The organism is Blautia sp. aa_0143 (genome assembly GCF_004167315.1).
Taxonomy (GTDB): domain Bacteria; phylum Bacillota; class Clostridia; order Lachnospirales; family Lachnospiraceae; genus Blautia_A; species Blautia_A fusiformis.
Genome location: NZ_RCXU01000006.1, coordinates 108,355 through 125,732 on the forward strand (window position 1 = coordinate 108,355; position 17,378 = coordinate 125,732).

Annotated in this window: 14 protein-coding genes; 4 read left to right on the forward strand and 10 right to left on the reverse strand. The window is 44.3% G+C overall.

The genetic code is table 11. The features are described from left to right. Positions 1 to 232 precede the first annotated feature (232 nt). Together EAI83_RS04360 and EAI83_RS04365 are read left to right on the forward strand one after the other, a co-directional pair. Positions 233 to 790, forward strand: coding sequence for an ECF transporter S component (locus EAI83_RS04360; RefSeq protein ID WP_129974666.1), 558 nt, complete (start codon positions 233 to 235; stop codon positions 788 to 790). A gap of 54 nt (positions 791 to 844) precedes the next feature. Next, positions 845 to 1,975 (forward strand): pyridoxal-phosphate-dependent aminotransferase family protein, encoded by a 1,131-nt coding sequence (locus tag EAI83_RS04365; RefSeq protein WP_129974667.1) that lies wholly within the window; start codon positions 845 to 847, stop codon positions 1,973 to 1,975. An 89-nt stretch (positions 1,976 to 2,064) separates the two neighbouring features. Here EAI83_RS04365 and EAI83_RS04370 read toward each other — a convergent pair whose 3' ends face one another. From EAI83_RS04370 to EAI83_RS04380, 3 genes are all read right to left on the reverse strand, one after another. Further along, positions 2,065 to 2,886 carry a carbohydrate ABC transporter permease gene (locus tag EAI83_RS04370; RefSeq protein ID WP_129974668.1) on the reverse strand — a complete coding sequence of 274 codons (822 nt, stop codon included), beginning with the start codon at positions 2,884 to 2,886 and terminating at the stop codon, positions 2,065 to 2,067. Continuing rightward, positions 2,886 to 3,767 (reverse strand): carbohydrate ABC transporter permease, encoded by an 882-nt coding sequence (locus tag EAI83_RS04375; RefSeq protein WP_243113441.1) that lies wholly within the window; start codon positions 3,765 to 3,767, stop codon positions 2,886 to 2,888. Before EAI83_RS04375 ends, EAI83_RS04370 begins: the two co-directional genes overlap by 1 nt. Positions 3,768 to 3,863: 96 nt before the next feature. Next, entirely contained in the window at positions 3,864 to 5,189 is a 1,326-nt protein-coding gene (locus tag EAI83_RS04380; RefSeq protein WP_129974669.1) for an ABC transporter substrate-binding protein, read from the reverse strand. Positions 5,190 to 5,479: 290 nt separating this feature from the next. Here EAI83_RS04380 and EAI83_RS04385 point away from each other — a divergent pair, with 290 nt between their 5' ends. Further along, complete coding sequence (locus tag EAI83_RS04385) at positions 5,480 to 7,282, forward strand: sensor histidine kinase (RefSeq protein ID WP_129974670.1); 1,803 nt, start codon at positions 5,480 to 5,482, stop codon at positions 7,280 to 7,282. A 4-nt stretch (positions 7,283 to 7,286) separates the two neighbouring features. Further along, positions 7,287 to 8,054, forward strand: a complete 768-nt coding sequence (locus tag EAI83_RS04390) for a response regulator transcription factor (protein WP_129974671.1) — start codon at positions 7,287 to 7,289, stop codon at positions 8,052 to 8,054. Positions 8,055 to 8,152: 98 nt separating this feature from the next. On the opposite strand, the gene EAI83_RS04395 is transcribed toward EAI83_RS04390, so the two are convergent. The 7 genes from EAI83_RS04395 to EAI83_RS04425 form a co-directional block, all read right to left on the reverse strand. Further along, a complete protein-coding gene (locus EAI83_RS04395; protein WP_129974672.1) occupies positions 8,153 to 10,255 on the reverse strand; it encodes a HelD family protein in 2,103 nt (700 codons plus the stop codon). Positions 10,256 to 10,260: 5 nt separating this feature from the next. Beyond that, positions 10,261 to 10,581: a putative heavy metal-binding protein gene (locus EAI83_RS04400; protein WP_015527228.1), complete on the reverse strand. Its 321-nt coding sequence runs from the start codon at positions 10,579 to 10,581 to the stop codon at positions 10,261 to 10,263. Between the two features lie 156 nt (positions 10,582 to 10,737). After that, the gene (locus tag EAI83_RS04405; protein ID WP_129974673.1) at positions 10,738 to 13,107 is read right to left on the reverse strand and encodes a glycoside hydrolase family 31 protein; all 2,370 of its coding nucleotides are present in this window, start codon (positions 13,105 to 13,107) and stop codon (positions 10,738 to 10,740) included. 172 nt (positions 13,108 to 13,279) lie between these two features. Next, positions 13,280 to 14,149: an AraC family transcriptional regulator gene (locus EAI83_RS04410; RefSeq protein ID WP_092068404.1), complete on the reverse strand. Its 870-nt coding sequence runs from the start codon at positions 14,147 to 14,149 to the stop codon at positions 13,280 to 13,282. Positions 14,150 to 14,253: 104 nt separating this feature from the next. Beyond that, a complete protein-coding gene (locus tag EAI83_RS04415) occupies positions 14,254 to 14,547 on the reverse strand; it encodes a hypothetical protein (RefSeq protein ID WP_110103239.1) in 294 nt (97 codons plus the stop codon). A 124-nt stretch (positions 14,548 to 14,671) separates the two neighbouring features. Continuing rightward, a complete protein-coding gene (locus EAI83_RS04420; RefSeq protein ID WP_129974674.1) occupies positions 14,672 to 15,823 on the reverse strand; it encodes an aminotransferase class V-fold PLP-dependent enzyme in 1,152 nt (383 codons plus the stop codon). 4 nt (positions 15,824 to 15,827) lie between these two features. After that, on the reverse strand, positions 15,828 to 17,195 hold the full coding sequence (locus EAI83_RS04425) for a hypothetical protein (RefSeq protein ID WP_092068733.1): 1,368 nt from the start codon (positions 17,193 to 17,195) through the stop codon (positions 15,828 to 15,830). Between the last annotated feature and the right edge of the window lie 183 nt (positions 17,196 to 17,378).

The window sequence follows — 17,378 nt, forward strand, 5'->3', positions numbered from 1 at the left end:
TATGCTGATCCTGTATTTCCCGTTTTACGCCTTCATTACGAAAGTTCTGATTTATTCCCCACCAAGTAAGCCTCCTGTTTTAATGACAAATATCTCCTTGAATCTGTCCCCTCTTTTTTTTCTATAATTGTGTCTTTATTCATGTACACTCATGTTGTAAAGTATACCCAACCAAAAATATATGAAAAGAGGACATCCATACATCGATGTTTTCGGGAAAGGATCTATCACTATGGAAAAAGCAGTTCAGACATCTCAGAGAACTGACCAGGAGCTTTCATCTGTTCAGTTTCTCACCATTACAGCCGCATTTGTTGCACTGACTTATATCTTCACCGCATTTATTAATGTTAAGCTTCCGATCGCTGCCAACGGCGGACTGATCCACCTTGGAAATGTGCCGTTATTCATCGGTGCCATTTTATTCGGAAAGAAAACCGGAGCCATTGCCGGTGGGATCGGAATGGGGCTCTTTGACCTTCTCTCCGGCTGGACCCTGTGGGCACCATTTACTCTTATTATTGTAGGGATCATGGGCTTCACAGTAGGTAAGCTCACAGAGGATCCCCGGCACCAGAACATGAAATGGTATGTGATCGCCATTGCCGCAGCCTGCGTGATCAAGGTTGTGGGATACTACATTGCAGAGGTTATCATCTATGGAAATCCACTGGCACCGGTATCTTCCATCCCGGGAAACCTGGTCCAGATCGGTGTTGCAGCTGTCATCGTTCTCGTAGTGATCACACCATTAAACCTTGCAGCAAGAAAAACCGGATTAAAAAAATAGCTGTAACAGCTGCCGTAATTTGCGGAAATAATATAAAGATCAAGAGGTGAGCTTATGTATAAGATCATGACACCGGGACCTACACAGGTCGCAGAAAATGTCCGTCTGGCAAGAAGCATGGAATGCACAAATCCGGATCTGGACGAAGATTTTGTCGAATTTTATAAAGAAACCTGCGAGAAGATCAGCACTCTTCTCCATACCTCCAACGAAACCCTCATCTTAAGCGGTGAGGGTATCCTTGGACTGGAGGCTGCCATTGCTTCCATGACTGAGCCCGGAGATAAGGTTCTTGTTCTGGACAATGGTATCTACGGAAAAGGCTTTGCCGATTTTGTTTCCATGTACGGAGGCAGACCGGAGCTTTATACCAGAGATTATCAGAACACTCTCGATGTAAAGGAACTGGAAGCCTTCCTTGCGGATAACCATGACTACAAATATGCAACCGTAGTACACGGCGATACTCCAAGTGGCATGCTCAACGATGTATCTGCCATCTGCCCGCTTCTTAAAAAATACGGGATCCTTACCATTGTAGATTCTGTCTCCGCTTCCTTCGGCGAGCCTCTGAACATTGATGCATGCCAGATTGATATCATGTGCGGCGGATCCCAGAAGGTGGTATCTGCACCTCCGGGACTTACCTTTGTTGTAGTCAGCGACGATGCAAAAAAATCCATGACAGACCGTAAGGCGCCAATTGCTTCTTTCTATGCCAACCTTACAACTTTTGCACATTATTACGAAGAGAAATGGTTCCCATACACAATGCCGATCAGTGATATCTACGGACTGCGTGCTGCCATTGACAACATCGCAGCAGACCCTGACATCCTCTCCCGCCATGCAAAAATTGCCGCAGCCTCCCGAAAGGCCATTACAGGCGCAGGCCTTAAGCTGTATCTCCACAGCGGCTATTCCAGCACGGTAACTGTTTTTGAAGTCCCGGAAGGCACCACTGCCGCCGCGATCCTGGACGGAGTCAGAAGAGACTATAACATCATGCTGGCAGGCTCCTTTGACGTCCTTGCCGGAAAGGTTATCCGCATCGGGCACATGGGAAACAATGCTACATTTTATAATGTAAGAGAAGTTTTTGCAGCCCTGGACGGAACTTTACGCAAGCTTGGTGTTCCGCTTAAGGCTTCCATGGAGGATATCTTCTGCGAAAACATGCAGTAATTTCTGAGAATTCTATAGTAAAAGCACTGTAAGATGAATTCAACCATTTCATCTCGCAGTGCTTTTTTATAATTCTTATAATATTTCCTTTATTCTTTTACCGCACCGGAGGTCATACCGCCTACGATGTATTTCTGGCCGATCATGTAAACAATGATAACCGGGATACAGGTAAGTACGATATCAGCGAAAATATAGTTCCAGTAACTCTTGTTCTTTCCGAAGAACTGATATACAGCCATTGTCATTGGGAACAGTTTACTCTTGCTTGACAGATACAGAGGTGTAAGGAAATCGCTCCATACTGTCATGAACTGAAGGATAAAACATGTTACCATAGTTGGTTTCAGAAGCGGCATGATGATCTTGAAGAACAGGCTTAACGGACCTGCACCGTCAATAACAGCTGCCTCATCCAGTTCAACCGGAACCGAGATTACGAAGTTACGGATGGTAAATACACAGAACGGAATCATTGCACTGGTAAATACCATGATAATGCCAACTCTTGTATCGTTCAGGTGCAGTGTACTGAGTACACGTACCAATGTTACATAGTTGACCGGGAAGAACAGTCCGCAAAGTACAAAGTAGTAAAGGAATACATTTAATTTTGTTCTCTTACGGCACATAACGAATGCTGCCATGGAGCAGAGCACAACACCAAGTGTTGTAGCGATCAATGCATATGCAAAACTGTTCAGGAAGCCCTGGATCAGATCACCTTTTTCAATAACTTCAGAATAGTTGTTGAACACCCACTCTGTAGGAAGTGCCAGGCTCATTCTTGCAGCCTCTGCTTTTGTCTTGAAGGAGTTGATCAGTACCATATAAAATGGAAGTACAACACACAGACACAGCAGGATACATACAACATGTTTTAAAATATTCTCGACTCTCTTTTTTGTCATTACTGCTGTACCTCCTGTTTACCTAATGTCTTAACAATAAATACACCGATGATCGCTGTGATCACAAGAAGAACGGTATTCAATGCGGAAGACATTCCATACTGGCCTCTTGAGTAAAGCTGGAATGCGTAAGTTGTAAGAACCTCTGTTGCATGTCCAGGGCCGCCGTTTGTAAGTACGTAAACAATATCGAATACTTTCAGACCATATGTAATACCAAATACAAGGTTGATCATGATAGCACCGCTGAGCATCGGAAGTGTTACATAACGAAGTCTCTGCCAGAAGTTTGCACCGTCGATCTCTGCTGCTTCATAATAGGATTTCGGAATGGTATTTAAGCCTGCAAGGAAGATGGTCATAACATAACCAATACCACGCCATGCATCTACTCCGTAAATGGATTTCCATACAACAGCCAGATCGGACAGCCATTTCTGTTTGAAGATTCCAAGATGGAATGCATCAAGAAGTGTGTTTAAAAGTCCGTTATTATAATTCAGGATGGATTTAAATACAAGACCAATGATCACAAAAGGCAGAATAGACGGCAGGTAGAGCAATGTTCTGTAAAGCCCTTTGCCTTTAAGTCCCTCCTGAAGCATAATTGCGATCAGAAGAGCCGGAATCAACTTAACGATATTGGAAATGATCGTAAACTTTAATGTGTTGCCAATACCGCTGAGATAATTTTTATCAGATGTAAAAATCTCTGCAAAATTCTGCAGTCCCACAAAATGTGTACCGTTAAGAACACTCCTGGAGTTCCAGTCTGTAAAGGAGTATCCAATACCCATTACGCTCGGAAGCAGGAAAAATATGATATACAATGCCAGTGGCAGAATCAAAAACCACTGTGGATAGATTCTCTTCTTATTCACAGAAGGTACCCCCTCTTCTTTTTTGTTAAAACAGAGCCGGTAAGTACCGGCTCTGCCTCTAGTCAATACGTTACTGTTTCAATAATTCTGTATTGCTTACTTCCAGTTCTCGTCGCCTACAGTTTTTGCTGCCTCAGCACGGTTGGTATCCATGTTCTTAAGAACATCGTTTGCTTCCATCTCGCCCTGGCAGAATGCAACCATATCCTGACCAAACTGTGTCCAGTAGTCGTTTGTATATTTTGTACCTGTCTGAAGTGTTACAACAGTCTTCTTGTCATCCGGAACTGTCTTAAGGAACTCCTGCTCCTCTGGCAGCCAGTGCTGCTCAAGATTGTCATCGTTTACATCAAGGTTTGTGTATGCCGGAGAGTTGTCAAGGATTTCCTGAAGGCTCTCTGTTGTTGTAACGAAATTGAAGAACTCTTTTACAAGATCCTCATGCTCTGTTCCTTTGTAACCGAACATTGTCGGGCCGGAGTTGCTGCTTGGATACCAGGTGTTGTCGCCAAGTGGCTCAAGGAACATTCCGAACTCATCAGATGTGCCTGTATCTTCCTGGATCTGTTTGATGAAACTGGAGTTTGCAAGTGCCATTGCACAGTTTCTGTCACCAAACTCATTAGACATGTTTGTGCTGTCTGTTCCGATCCAGTCATCTCCGAAGTATCCTGCATCAGAAAGCTCTTTGAACTCATTGAGAACCTCAAGCATCTTCTCATTGTCTGCGAATGTAGCTTTGTTTGTATTTAAATCATCATAGAGACCAGGTGTTGCCTCTTCATAAACACCGCCAATCTGGAAGAATGCCAGCTGATGCTGCCATCCATCTGCACCAGGCATGAACCATGGTGTGATTCCTGCATCCTGGATCTTACCGCAAAGCTCTTTCAGCTCATCATATGTTGTCGGTACTTCCCAACCGTTCTCCTCGAACAGTGTCTTGTTGTAAACCATTACATACTCCGGAGATGCGTTCCAGATCTGAAGTCCGTACAGTTTGTCATTGTATACGCAGGACTCTTTTCTTGTCTCCGGCATAATGTTCTCCCAGGAAGCTCCTGTAAAGTCGATGCAGTATTTCTCAGGATCAACGATGGTAGACTCGATCGCAAACGGGCTGGACTGGATCCAGAAGATGTCTGCACAGGAATCTGTAGCAAGTTTTGACTGAAGAAGATCTGAATACTGGTCAGCCGGAATTGTCTGAAGGTCTACCGTAACATCGTAGGTGTCCTCAAAACGTTTGATGGTCTCATCATAACGGTTGTCCATCCATCCTGCTGAAACCAGGATGCTGAGCTCCTCGCCTGCGAAATCGCTCTTCTTATCTGCTGCAGATACGTTCACTGCAAGCCCTGTAGTCATGGAAGCGATCATTGCTGCTGCACAGGCTACTGCCAGAAATCTCTTTCTTTTCATTATTGTTTCCTCCTTTTTTTTGAACTGTGTTTCGTTCCGTTCTTTGATGATAATAGTTTATCATTTACTATTTTTTAAAGCCATGGATATTCCTGTCCTGTATTTGTACTTTTTTCACACTTTATTATACTTTTTTCATATTTTTTGTGATATTGCACAAGCCTCCATGTGCGTTTTTAAGCAATATTTCTGAACCTTCTTTTTGTGGTTTGTACTTTTTTTACAAATGTGCTATACTTTTAGCCAATGTTTTGCACGACCACTTTACACACACAGGGAGGCTTATTGATATGAAAACACGCAGTCTGCAGTCTAAACTTTTTATTGCCTATCTTGGCATGGCCTGTCTGATCCTTTTTTCTTTTGCCATATTCTTTTATGTTTTTGCATCCGGGCAGCTGAAGAAAAGCCAGATCAGTGCCATGAGCACCTTAAATTCCACATTTCAGTCCCAGGTAGACTCTGCAATCCAGAATCTTGACACTGTATCTGTAAACATCAATTACAGCAACATGTCGAAATCCGTTCTCGACCAGAAATTTGACCTTAATATTTCCGATGAAATGCTTTCTGCCATGTCCGATCTTTTTATCTCCTTAAGCGGCACTGAATTGAAAGCAGATCAGGTAAATCTTTATGATTTCTCCGGATATGTGCTCCAGGCCGGCCTTTCCACCATGGTCAAAAAAAGCAACGACTCTCATAATGAATGGATCCAGAAAGCCCGTGAAGCCAACGGAAAAAAAGTCCTGACAGCTCCTTACAGCACTTACGTCTATTCAAAATCTGCCCGCTATCCCCAGTGGTTCATCTCCCTGTACCGCTCCTTCACCAACCAGTACGGCCGTGGTGTCGGCGTGATTGAAACCGCCAAACAATGTAAATCCATCTTTAAGAGCATCATTTCCTATGAGAAAAAAAATCACGGAAATGCTGCCAGTGTCTATGTTTTCAATGAGTCCGGCGATCTTATCTATCCTTATGATATCACAGCCGACGATACCAATGATATTTCAAAATATTACAAACTTACTGATTCTGACCAGGATACCCTTACCATACAGAGTCCCGTCACAGATCAGAAAGAATACGTCTCCAGACTGAATTCCGCATATACAGGCTACACTTATCTGACTATCCAGCCGGAATCTGTGATCCTTGCCCCTGTATACAAAATGCTGAAGATCCTTTTGGCTGTTGTTGCTGCTTTTCTTGCCGCAGCAGTAATCGTTTCCTACAGGCTTTCCCGCTCTGTAGTAAAACCGGTGAAACACCTGAAGCACATTATCCAACGTATGGAACTGGACACTCTCGGCCAGGAAAAAGTCACTTCCTATCCGGTTTCCGTCAATGAACTGGAAGAACTGTATCAGGCATTCCAGCTGATGAGCGATAACCTAAAAGATTCCATGACTCAGCTTAACGAAGCCAAGGAGCAGGAAATGAAAGCACGCAGCATGGCTTTGCAGAGTCAGATTAATCCTCATTTTTATTACAACTCTCTTTCCAGCATTATGGTGCTTGCAGAAAACGGAGATACGGATACCGTGGAAAAAATGTGCCGCAATCTTTCCAGGATCATGCGGTATATTACCAATACTGCTGAAACAACTGTAACACTCCGCGAAGAGCTTGATTATGTCCAGAAATATCTCTACTGCATGAAGGTCCGCTACCAGTCCAGTCTGAATTATTCCATTGATGTGGATGAATCTCTTCTGGATCAGCCGGTTCCGAAGCTGATCATCCAGCCTATTGTGGAAAACGCTATCAAATATGGTTCTGACTGCGAACCGCCATGGACTATCACAATCAGCAGTACAATAAACCAAAACAGCTGGCAGATCGATGTTACAGACACCGGACCGGGATTCACTGAAAAAGCCAAGAAAAAAATAAATTCAGATATCATGAATGCCATTCGAAATCCCGGCATGCCTGCTTTGAAGATCAACGGTCTTGGCACTGTCAATGTATTTCTCCGCTGGAAACTCTTCTGCAAAGATGACATCATTTTCAGGTATGGAAATACAGCGGACGGCCACGGAATTGTTTCTATTGGACGGTATTTTCAGACAGATGCGGAGGAATAATACTATGAACTATACTGTTATTGTGGCAGAAGATGAAGAACTTCTTCTGAATAATCTGGTACATAAGATTGAAAAAGCAGATCCTGATTTTCAGGTGATCGGCACAGCACAGACAGGTGCACAGGCCCTCTCGCTGGTGGAACAGATGAGCCCGGATGTGGTATTTACGGATATCAAGATGCCCGTCATGGACGGAATCACCCTGCTCACCAGGATCCGTGATCAGTTTCCCTTTACGAAATTTGTGATCACCAGCGGATTTTCTGATTTTGAATACGCAAAAAAAGCCATCACGCTGAAGGTTTCTGATTACCTTCTGAAGCCTGTAGATCCGGACGAACTCCAAAATGTTCTCCTTAAGATCAAACAGGAACTTCAGATCAAACGTGATGACTACGAAACCGTATTCGCCCCAGGTGCTTCCTGCATGTCACCGGGACAGATTGCAGAGCTTCTCAAGAACTTCATGGTACAGAATTATGCAGAGGATATCAACCTGAACCTGATTGCAGGAACCATGAACTACAGTCCCAGCTACCTGACCAAAATCTTCTGTCAGGTCTATAACTGCACCCCTACCAAATATCTGATCAATCTCCGGATGAGCCATGCACAGAAGCTGCTGATCCATGAGCCTTCCCTTTCTGTAAAACAGATCGGTGAAATGTGCGGCTATCACGACCAGGGATATTTCAGCAGGATCTTTAAGAAACATACAGGAAAAAGCCCTCTGGAATATAAAGATGAGGGAGAGAGCCAGCAGATCAGTTAATAAATTTTCCAGGTATATATAAACAAAAAAGTCATTTCACGACGTCCGGTTATGCTCTGTTCCCAAAGCATCCGGCTTCTGAAATGACTTTTTATATTTTATTTCACAACTTCATACATATACAATTCATGAAGAGCTCTCGTCGCCGCAATATATCTCGCCCGCTCCACGATCTGACTTCGGTCTTGCCCAGGAAATACAGAAAATACCTGATCAAACTCCAGACCCTTTGCCATGTAGAATGTTGTGACAGTCAGGCCTTTTTGGAAGTTTGTGCTGTCTCTGTGAAGAAGGGACAAACGCTCCTTGGTATCAAAGCCTTCTGCTTCCAGTTTCTCCTTCAGAATGTAGTAAGTTTCCCTTGCTTCATCTGCAGTTCTTGCGATCACTGCTGCTGTTTCATATGAAATAATATCTTCAACACCTTCATCTGCATTCTCAGCTATGACTGCCTGCTTCTCAAGCCGCAGCTCTCTCACTACGCTCTCCAGTGCCTCCTCAAGCCCCGGAAATTCTTTTTCCACAACAGGTTTTCCATGACGTTCAAAAAGCTCCACTTCCGTAATTCCCGCCAGTTTATTGGCATAAGACGCAATCTCAACAGTATTACGGTAGCTCTTGTTCATCACGATCCTGCGTATATCTTTTCCAAAGATCTTAGGCAGAAATGTCAGCACATCCTGTTGCTCGCCGTCCATAGTCTGTTCTCTGTCCCCAAGAATAGTCATCCTGCATTTAAAGAGTCTCTGAATGATCAGATACTGGATCATGGAATAATCCTGCATCTCATCCACGATCAGATGGCGCACACCGGAATCCTCCTGCTGAGTTTCCAGCCGATATTTCAGATACAAAACCGGATACACATCCTCATAGCGCAGCTTTCTTTTTTCATACTGAACCTGTGGAAGAGAAGGAAAACCTTCCTGTCTCAGGAAACGGTTGTACAGTACATAGAGATCTCTTGTCTCATACATCCTGTAGAAACGGCTCTTCACAGCCTCCTTTTCCTCATCCGGAAGATCGAATCCCTTAAGAGTCTCCACCTCATCAATGAAATATTCTGCTACTGCATCCATTCTGGAAAGCAGCGGGATATCCATGAATTTAAAGTAAAAAAGCTCTATGATCTCCTGCTCTTTTTTGACCACGCCTCTGTGTTCCACATCACGGAAGTTCATAAGGCTGTCCTCAAGCTCCACCAGATATCCTTCCATACGATCCAGAAAATCCCGTGACAGTTTCTCTTTCAGAAGCTTTTCATCGCATAATCCTGCAATCTGACGCTCGATCAGATCATATCTGTCTTCACAGTCAGAAACAACATTTTTCAGTCTCTTGTATGCAAAAAGGTCAAAGCTCATCTCCCGGATATTCTCCTCGCCAAGCTCCGGCAGGATATGGGAAATATAGTCCGAGAACACCCCATTCGGTGAAAGCACCAGCACAGAAGAAGATTTCAGATTTTTCCTGTCATGATACAGGAGATAAGCGATCCTGTGCAGGGCAATGGAAGTCTTTCCGCTTCCTGCTGCTCCCTGGATCACCATGATACGATCCGAAGTGTTTCGGATGATCGCATTCTGCTCCTTCTGGATCGTGCGGATAATATTCTTCAGCTGTACATCACCGTTGCTTCCAAGCTCTGCCTTCAGGATCTCATCGTCGATCTTCACATCACTCTCAAACTCATAGATCATTTTTCCACCGCGGATCTTGTACTGCCACTTGGCAGCAATATCCCCGTGGATCTCGCCAAGCGGAGCCTGGTAGGAAGCCGGTCCCTTGTCAAAATCATAGAACAGTCCGGACACAGGTGCTCTCCAGTCATAGATCAGCGGAAGTCCGCCGTTCTCCTCAGCCAGGTTCGCAATTCCGATATAAAATATCTCCGGCTCATCTTCTCCTTCATAGCAGAAATCCACCCTTCCGAAAAACGGTGAATCCATCATCTTCCTGAATCTCCGACGCAGTTCGATCTTCTCATTGCTGGCATTGATCTCATGGAGAAGTGCCTGCTGGTTATCAAAATTCTCATAACCGTACTGGTCCATCTCTGTATAGTTTTCCCAGTAGTACTCATGCATACCTTCGATTTCTTTCTGTCCGGCCTCTATGGATTCATCCAGCTGTGCGATCCTGTGCTTTAATGACTCTGTCACATGTGAAAGGTATTCACGTCCGTTTTTTACCGCTGCCATAAGCCTTAATCCACCACTACAGCAGTTCCGCTTGCTGTTACCATCAGCATTCCATTATCTGCACCAAGCACTTCGTAGTCAATATCCACACCGATCACTGCATTAGCTCCCATTGCACCTGCACGCTGCTCCAGCTCTGCCAGGGCTTCTCCTCTGGCTTTCTGAAGTTCTTCCTCATAACCGGCGCTTCTGCCGCCAAAGAAATTCCGAAGACCTGCTCCAAGATCTTTCATAAAATTTACTCCTGTGATCACTTCTCCGAATGCGATTCCTTTATATTCACGGATTGCTCTTCCCTCTACAGATGGCGTTGTTGTTATGATCATGGTAAAATCCTCCCGTTTCTGTTGTTTTTTCTCAGGCATAAAAATGCCTTATTACAGAATTATACCCGAAAGCCGTCACGATGTATAGAGTAAAAAAAGGCTGCCCAAAGAGATGCCAGGCACCTTTTCAGACAGTCTTTCCTTATTATCGCTTATTTATTTTACAACTTCAGTCACATAGGAAACTTCTTCCATTCCCGGATAACTTCCCTGACGCCCGCCAACAGTCAGAGTTCCTGTTTTATCATCCCAGGTAAGCTCTGTTGTTGCATAAGCACCGTTTTCAAAATTGTAGTTATTTCCCTCATCCTCATAAATAGTGAACTTGCAGTCTTCACCTGGATATACCATAAGTTTCACCGGCTCCTCAGGTTTCTGGGAAGCATATACAAGTCCCTCTGCAACAGGAAGGATACTTCCTGCTTTTACAAAGATCGGCATCCGGTCGATCGGAGCATCTACGGTTACGTACTGGCCGCCTTCATACTCCTTGTTTGTCCAGTAATCGTACCATTTCGTACCTGCCGGGAGATAGCATTTCCATGTTTTCTCTCTATGGAGCTCAGTACTCTCCGGTCCGTAATACATCGGCTCTGTAACAGCACAGATCAGAAGGGACGGTCCGAACATAAACTCATTCTCAACCTTGCGTGCTTCTTTATCCTCCGGGAAGTCAAAGAGAAGGCTTCTCATAATCGTATAATCATTAAAATGTACAGCACCTGCAAGGGAATAAATATACGGCATCAGATGATAACGGAGCTTGATAAACTTCTCGATGGCATCATAGAACATGGTTCCTTTTTCACCAAAGTTCCAGATTTCTCTTGGTGTATCAGTTCCATGGGAACGGAACATCGGAAGGAAGGTTCCCATCTCCAGCCATCTTGTATACAGCTCACAGTATCCTTTATCCTTCACACCTTCGTTATATTTGCCCTGCCAGAACCATTTCGGCTCCGGATCTGTGTTGCAGCCGCATCCACGGTTCTGCCACTTATCAGCAACTGTAAAGAAAGCGCCGATATCCAGTGTCCAGTATGGATATCCACTCAGTCCCATATTCAGGCCTTCCACGATCTGTGTCTTAAGATTATCCCAGGATGCACAGGTATCGCCTGACCACAGCATTGCAGAATATTTCTGGCCGGAAGCATAGCCGGAACGTGTCAGGTTAAGAACTCGTTTCTCTTCTGTAGTTTTTCTCTGATTCTCATAAATTCCCTTTGCATGCATCAGTGCAAAAGCATTGGCAACAGCAGGATCCAGATATTTCTTGTGCTCACCGCCGACAAGCTCATATCTTTCCCATGGCTCTCTCTTTGCTGCACCACTCCAGTCAGGACCGGAAAACGGTTCTGTGGAATCGCACCACCAGGAATCAAAGCCCTGGTCAAAAAGTCCTTCCTGTGCCTGTTTCCAGTACATTTCTCTCGCTTCTTCATTAAAAGCATCATAAGTCGCATAATCATAAAGAAGATGACCAGTCTTAAAAAACTCTGTATGGTTCTTGCCGCCTGCATTCATATTCGGCCATACGGAAACCATGGTATGGGCATTCAGTTTGTGGATTTCCTCCGCACATTCTTTCATATCTCCGTAACGCTTCTGATCCAGGATCTTCTCGCCCCAGTTTCCAGGATCCCAGGTATTCCAGTCCTGTACCACACAGTCAAGCGGAACCCCGATCTTACGGTAGTGGCGAACAATCTCAAGAAGCTCTTTTGCCGTGTAATACTGCTCTTTGGACTGTACATAGCCATAAGCCCATTTCGGCAGCATCTGCGCCTTGCCTGTAAGATAACGGTAATCATGGATGATCTCATCCATAGTATGACCGCCCATAAAATAATAATCGATCTGATCTACAGTATCCAGAAACAGATAGGAATCTTTCAGATCATCATTAAAAGTCATAAGTGAACAGCAGTCAACAAGAATTCCATATCCTTCTGTGGAAACCAAAACCGGCATCGGGATACGCATGTTATGCTGATATAAGTACTGGCAGTGACCTCTGTAATTGTAAATACCTTCCTCTGCCTGGCCAAGCCCATGGATTTCCTCATCCTCTTTCCATGTGAAGAACAGTTTTCCACGATATGCTGTTCTTACTTTCTCAGCTTTCAGATTCTGGATAAAATTCCTCTCACCGTCAACTGTCTTTACACGGTTGATGATCGGCTCCTCATCGCCTGTATTATAGTGGATCACATCTGTTTCAGTCAGTTCCGGTTTCTTCTGGGAAAGCCACTTGTTTCCGTCTGCATGCTTCCAGATGATATCACCGGATGCAGTGTTGATCTCTGCACAAACTTTCACAGTTTTCACAATGATACTTCCTGCATTTTCCTCTGCTGAAAAATCAACCTCAGGATATTCTTTTTTCTCAATGATCAGGGAGTCCTGTGCCTCTTTGATCTCTTTTCCGGAAACGATCATGCGGATGATCTCCTCTGTCACCGGAACCACCCGGTATGTCAGCTTTCCTGCTTCAAACTGTACATAGCTATCTGTTTTAACCATAATTTCCCTTCTCCTTATCTGTCCGGTAAATCAGACATTAATATTCCGTTTCTGATATCGGAGCCTTTCTAATAAAAAAGCTCCGATATCAGGACAAAATTTCTTACTTTTATCCTAACATCGAAGCCTGATTTCCGTCTATGACTTATCCGCTCATGAATTTTAACTATTTTTACTGTTTCTTCTGCTTCTCATCTTTCGGCGGTTTCCCCACGTGTTTTTTGTAAAGTCTGTAAAAATTGGAAATATTATTAAATCCGCATTCCATGGCGATTTCCGTAACATTTTTATCTGTTTCTCGAAGAAGCTCACGCGCATGGTTGATCCTCATCCTTGTGACATAATCGCTGAAACTGATATTTGTCACCTTACGGAAATAAGAAGAAAAATAGTTGGAACTCATATATACGGAAGAAGCAACTTCTTCCAGAGTGATCTTCTCACAGTAATGATCATCTATGTAATTAAAAGCCTGCTCAAGACGCTTCATTGCATTTTTCTTCTCACGGAGCATTTCCCCTGACTTGCTCTCATCCTGATAAGCCCGGATCAGCATGGTAAGGATGCGAAGTACATTCGCCTTGATCATCAGCGGATAGCCTTCTTTTTTCTGCTGCCATTCGTGATAGATCTCCCAGATACTGGAACGGATCTCTCCGCTTACCTCTTCTTCCCTGCCGATACGGTTCTTAAAATTACTTCCTCTCTCAACAAAAGGCTTCAGATATTCCGTATCAAAAATACTCAGCTTTTCGGCCACGAATTCCGGTGAAAAGATCATCACAAGAAGCTTCATGTCTCCACCGATCAGCTTCCATCCATGAGGCTCCACATTATTGAAGATGATGATGTCATCTTCTTCCATTGTATATTCCTGCCCGTTTACAAAATAATTTCCCTTGCCCCCCAACACACAGGTGATCTCGAAATAGCTGTGCCAGTGATAACTTCCAGGCCGACTGTTCTCCGGTGTCAGTTCCACCTCTGAAATCTGAAAAGGAAATTCTTTGTCAAGGGGTATGTTGTCTCTCTCTAATCGCAAATTCTGCCTCCTGTAAACGCAGACACTGTCATCGCATCAGCTGTTTCCGGCAGGACCGGCAGCCTTTCCAGTGTCTTCTTACGCTCACAATATTATAGCAGATATTATTTTTCCATGCAATCTGTGATAGTTCGTTCTAACTCTTCCAGCTGATCTTCGTGCTTCCCATGGACAGCAATGCGGAAATAATCATTACCCTGAATTCCTTTTATCATATAGTAATCGCTGTCAATCTTAAAAAACGGCTGTTTCAGCATATCAAGATATGTGAATCCACCCAATGGTCTCAGCTTCAGGATGAATTCCCGCTCTACCGGTTCATCCAGAAGATAATCCCAGGCAAACCAGCCGGATTCTGCACATTTTTCCCTAGAAGGCTGTTTTCCTATTATTTTCATAATCGTGTATTCCCCTTTTCTTTACAGGCAGATTTCCCGTGGATCTGCTGTCTGCCCTATATGACTGATTCCTGTGATCGTTCTTCGTAATACATCCGTATAAATTTGCTCTGTAACTTGCCTGCTAAATATTCCGTGCCACAGATGCTGCTATTTCCTTCGCAGCTCCTAAAAATTCCTTTATATCCTTCTCCTCCGTAAACCACGAAACACTTACTCTCACAGTTCCGCCCTCTTCTGTTCCCATTGCCTTATGGATCAATGGCGAACAGTGAAGCCCTGAACGGACAATGATCCCATATCCGCTTTCCAGAATATACGCAGCATCCGAAGCTTTCAGTCCCTGAAAATTCAGGCTCATCACAGGTCCTCTGCATACGTCATGGTTTCCGTAGATCCTTACACCCTCTATCTGTTCCAGACCACAATAAAGCATTTCCATCAGACGATCTTCTTTTTCCATAATTGCCGCAAGTCCTGTCTGCTCAATAAACTCCGCCCCAGCCAGAAGTCCTGTGATTCCCGGCATGTTCTGAGTTCCTACCTCATACTCATAATCTTTGTTCTCGTAGGTAAGCTGTGCGCTGTTTCTTCCGGTTCCCCCATATTTCAGAGGCTTCAGCTCAATTCCGCTCCTGACATAAAATCCGCCGGTTCCCTGAATTCCCATCAGGCTTTTGTGGCCTGTAAAAATAAGCGCATCTGCTTCCCATTTATCTGCATCAACAGGGATACAGCCAGCACTCTGCGACACATCCACGATCAGGATCAGTCCATGTCTCTTTACAAATTCCCGGATCATCTCCATATCCTGCACACAGCCTGTCACGTTGGAACAGTGGTTCACGATCAGCACACGGCTGTCCGGTCGTACTGCTGTTTCCAGGGCTTCTTCCGTCACTGTCCCGTTTATCGTACACTTCGTCACCAGCACCGGATGTTCTCTCAGCTGTTCCAGATTATATACCGGACGTAGCACACTGTTATGCTCTGTCTGCGTTACCAGGATGCTACTGCCTTTTTCACCGTAGTCCAGCCCCCCAAGGACTGTATTCATGCTTTCTGTTGCCCCTGATGTAAAAAATATTCTCTCTGTTTCCCTGATTCCAAGGAGCTGTCCCAGTTTTTCCCGGCAAAGTACTTCCACATCTTTTTTCATGATCGAGCTGCCGCCCCGGAACTGCGAAGCAGGCGTGCCGCTAAGACACGCCTGCACAGCTTCCAAAACAGCAGGGGGCTTCGGCCAGGAAGTTGCCCCGTTGTTCAGATATATCATCCAATCATCCTTCCAGAATATTGAAGTTCATAATTTTTGCAATCTTCTTGATCATCTTTGTGTAATCACCGAAGATCAGCACCTGATGATGTCCGAATCCTGCAAGATTGTGCATGAATTCTCTTGCATCGTCCATCTGGATGTAGTAGAACGGACTGCAGTATGTATCTGCATATTCAGAACGGATAACCTTGCCTTTCTTGATGCACATGGTATCGCCTGCCGGATTGAAACGTCCAAGTGTGATATAATCATCATCGTTCTCTGTGAAGTCAACCTGCAGTTTTCCACCGAATCCCTGGCCTGTGAATGCCCAGAGTTTGTATGCCAGCGGTTTTGTTCCATAACCGTTCATCTGAAGAGCCGGTACTGCATGGTGGATGCGGAGAAGCTCGTCTGTCTCGTGGTTCGGGTTACCCATGAATGCCGGACGTTTTCCGGCATACTGCATGATCAGCATGGCCATCAATGCGTTAAGGTCTTCCTCACATCCGCTTGGAATTCCCTCGTCTTTCATGATGGAATGACACATACATGGTGTGAATTTACGGTTCTGCGGGATTTCTGTTGTACAGAGCTCATGACATGCGGTTGAGAAAGCGTTGCAGTCATAAATATCCATCATCTTTTTGGCAGCCAGATAATATTTCACGTCATTGATAAACCAGTCTGTGTTTACCTGTGTATCAGTAGATCCAGCAATGATCTTATCTGCAATCGGCTTTGCTTCCTCATCTGTGATCTCATCCATATATTTGAAAATGGATGTAAATGGAAGCTTCACCACTTCAACTCCGTAACGCTGACGAAGGATCTCCGGATCGCGGATCAGACTCTGAATTCCGAATGTAGGCTGAGATCCTGCTGTCAGTACAAGCGCCCTTGTATTGCGAACTGCTTTTCTTACCCAGAGAATATGCATGATCTCATTCACATCCTGAAGATCCATACATACATATGCCTCTACTCCGATGGAACGGCAGTATGCTGCAAAATCAATTCCTTCGTTTCCGTTCTGCCAGATAACGACCGGCTTTCCGAAACGCTCAAGCTTAGGAATTCTCCATCCCATGCAGAGGAAGCAATCGATCTCATCAACATCCTCTCCGATTTTTGCAAAAAGGTCTTTATCTACAACAAAAGACTCATTATAACGGACATCCACAGGCTCCGTGAATTCTACCTCATCAATAACCCCTTGTAATCCCTTAACTGAATTTTTGAATGCCTCATCAGCTGCTTTTGTCTCAGCTTCAACAGTCATATCCTCTTTATGTCCGGCACGACATGGTCCCTCCCAGAAATGTGTATGTGTCAGACATCCAACCAACGGTTTTACTACAAGTTTCATATCCATTGCTTTCTGTTTCATAATAAAAATACCTCTCTTCTCTTTAACATTCCGCATTTTCCAGTTTGTAGTTTTTCCACACACTCGATATATCCTATTATACTGTATGAATCATGGAATTCCTCTTTATTCTTCCGAACAGACTGTACTTTCTTACGATTTTGTGCTATTTTCATATAATTTATATTATTATTCCCATCATTT

Bases quoted from the DNA above. Each gene is read 5' to 3' on its own strand.
- EAI83_RS04390 (WP_129974671.1), top strand. From the start codon at position 7,287: ATGAACTATACTGTTATTGTGGCAGAAGATGAAGAACTTCTTCTGAAT.
- EAI83_RS04385 (WP_129974670.1), top strand. From the start codon at position 5,480: ATGAAAACACGCAGTCTGCAGTCTAAACTTTTTATTGCCTATCTTGGC.
- EAI83_RS04360 (WP_129974666.1), top strand. From the start codon at position 233: ATGGAAAAAGCAGTTCAGACATCTCAGAGAACTGACCAGGAGCTTTCA.
- EAI83_RS04400 (WP_015527228.1), bottom strand. From the start codon at position 10,581: ATGATCATAACAACAACGCCATCTGTAGAGGGAAGAGCAATCCGTGAA.
- EAI83_RS04380 (WP_129974669.1), bottom strand. From the start codon at position 5,189: ATGAAAAGAAAGAGATTTCTGGCAGTAGCCTGTGCAGCAGCAATGATC.
- EAI83_RS04425 (WP_092068733.1), bottom strand. From the start codon at position 17,195: ATGAAACAGAAAGCAATGGATATGAAACTTGTAGTAAAACCGTTGGTT.
- EAI83_RS04415 (WP_110103239.1), bottom strand. From the start codon at position 14,547: ATGAAAATAATAGGAAAACAGCCTTCTAGGGAAAAATGTGCAGAATCC.
- EAI83_RS04395 (WP_129974672.1), bottom strand. From the start codon at position 10,255: ATGGCAGCGGTAAAAAACGGACGTGAATACCTTTCACATGTGACAGAG.
- EAI83_RS04370 (WP_129974668.1), bottom strand. From the start codon at position 2,886: ATGACAAAAAAGAGAGTCGAGAATATTTTAAAACATGTTGTATGTATC.
- EAI83_RS04420 (WP_129974674.1), bottom strand. From the start codon at position 15,823: ATGATATATCTGAACAACGGGGCAACTTCCTGGCCGAAGCCCCCTGCT.
- EAI83_RS04365 (WP_129974667.1), top strand. From the start codon at position 845: ATGTATAAGATCATGACACCGGGACCTACACAGGTCGCAGAAAATGTC.
- EAI83_RS04405 (WP_129974673.1), bottom strand. From the start codon at position 13,107: ATGGTTAAAACAGATAGCTATGTACAGTTTGAAGCAGGAAAGCTGACA.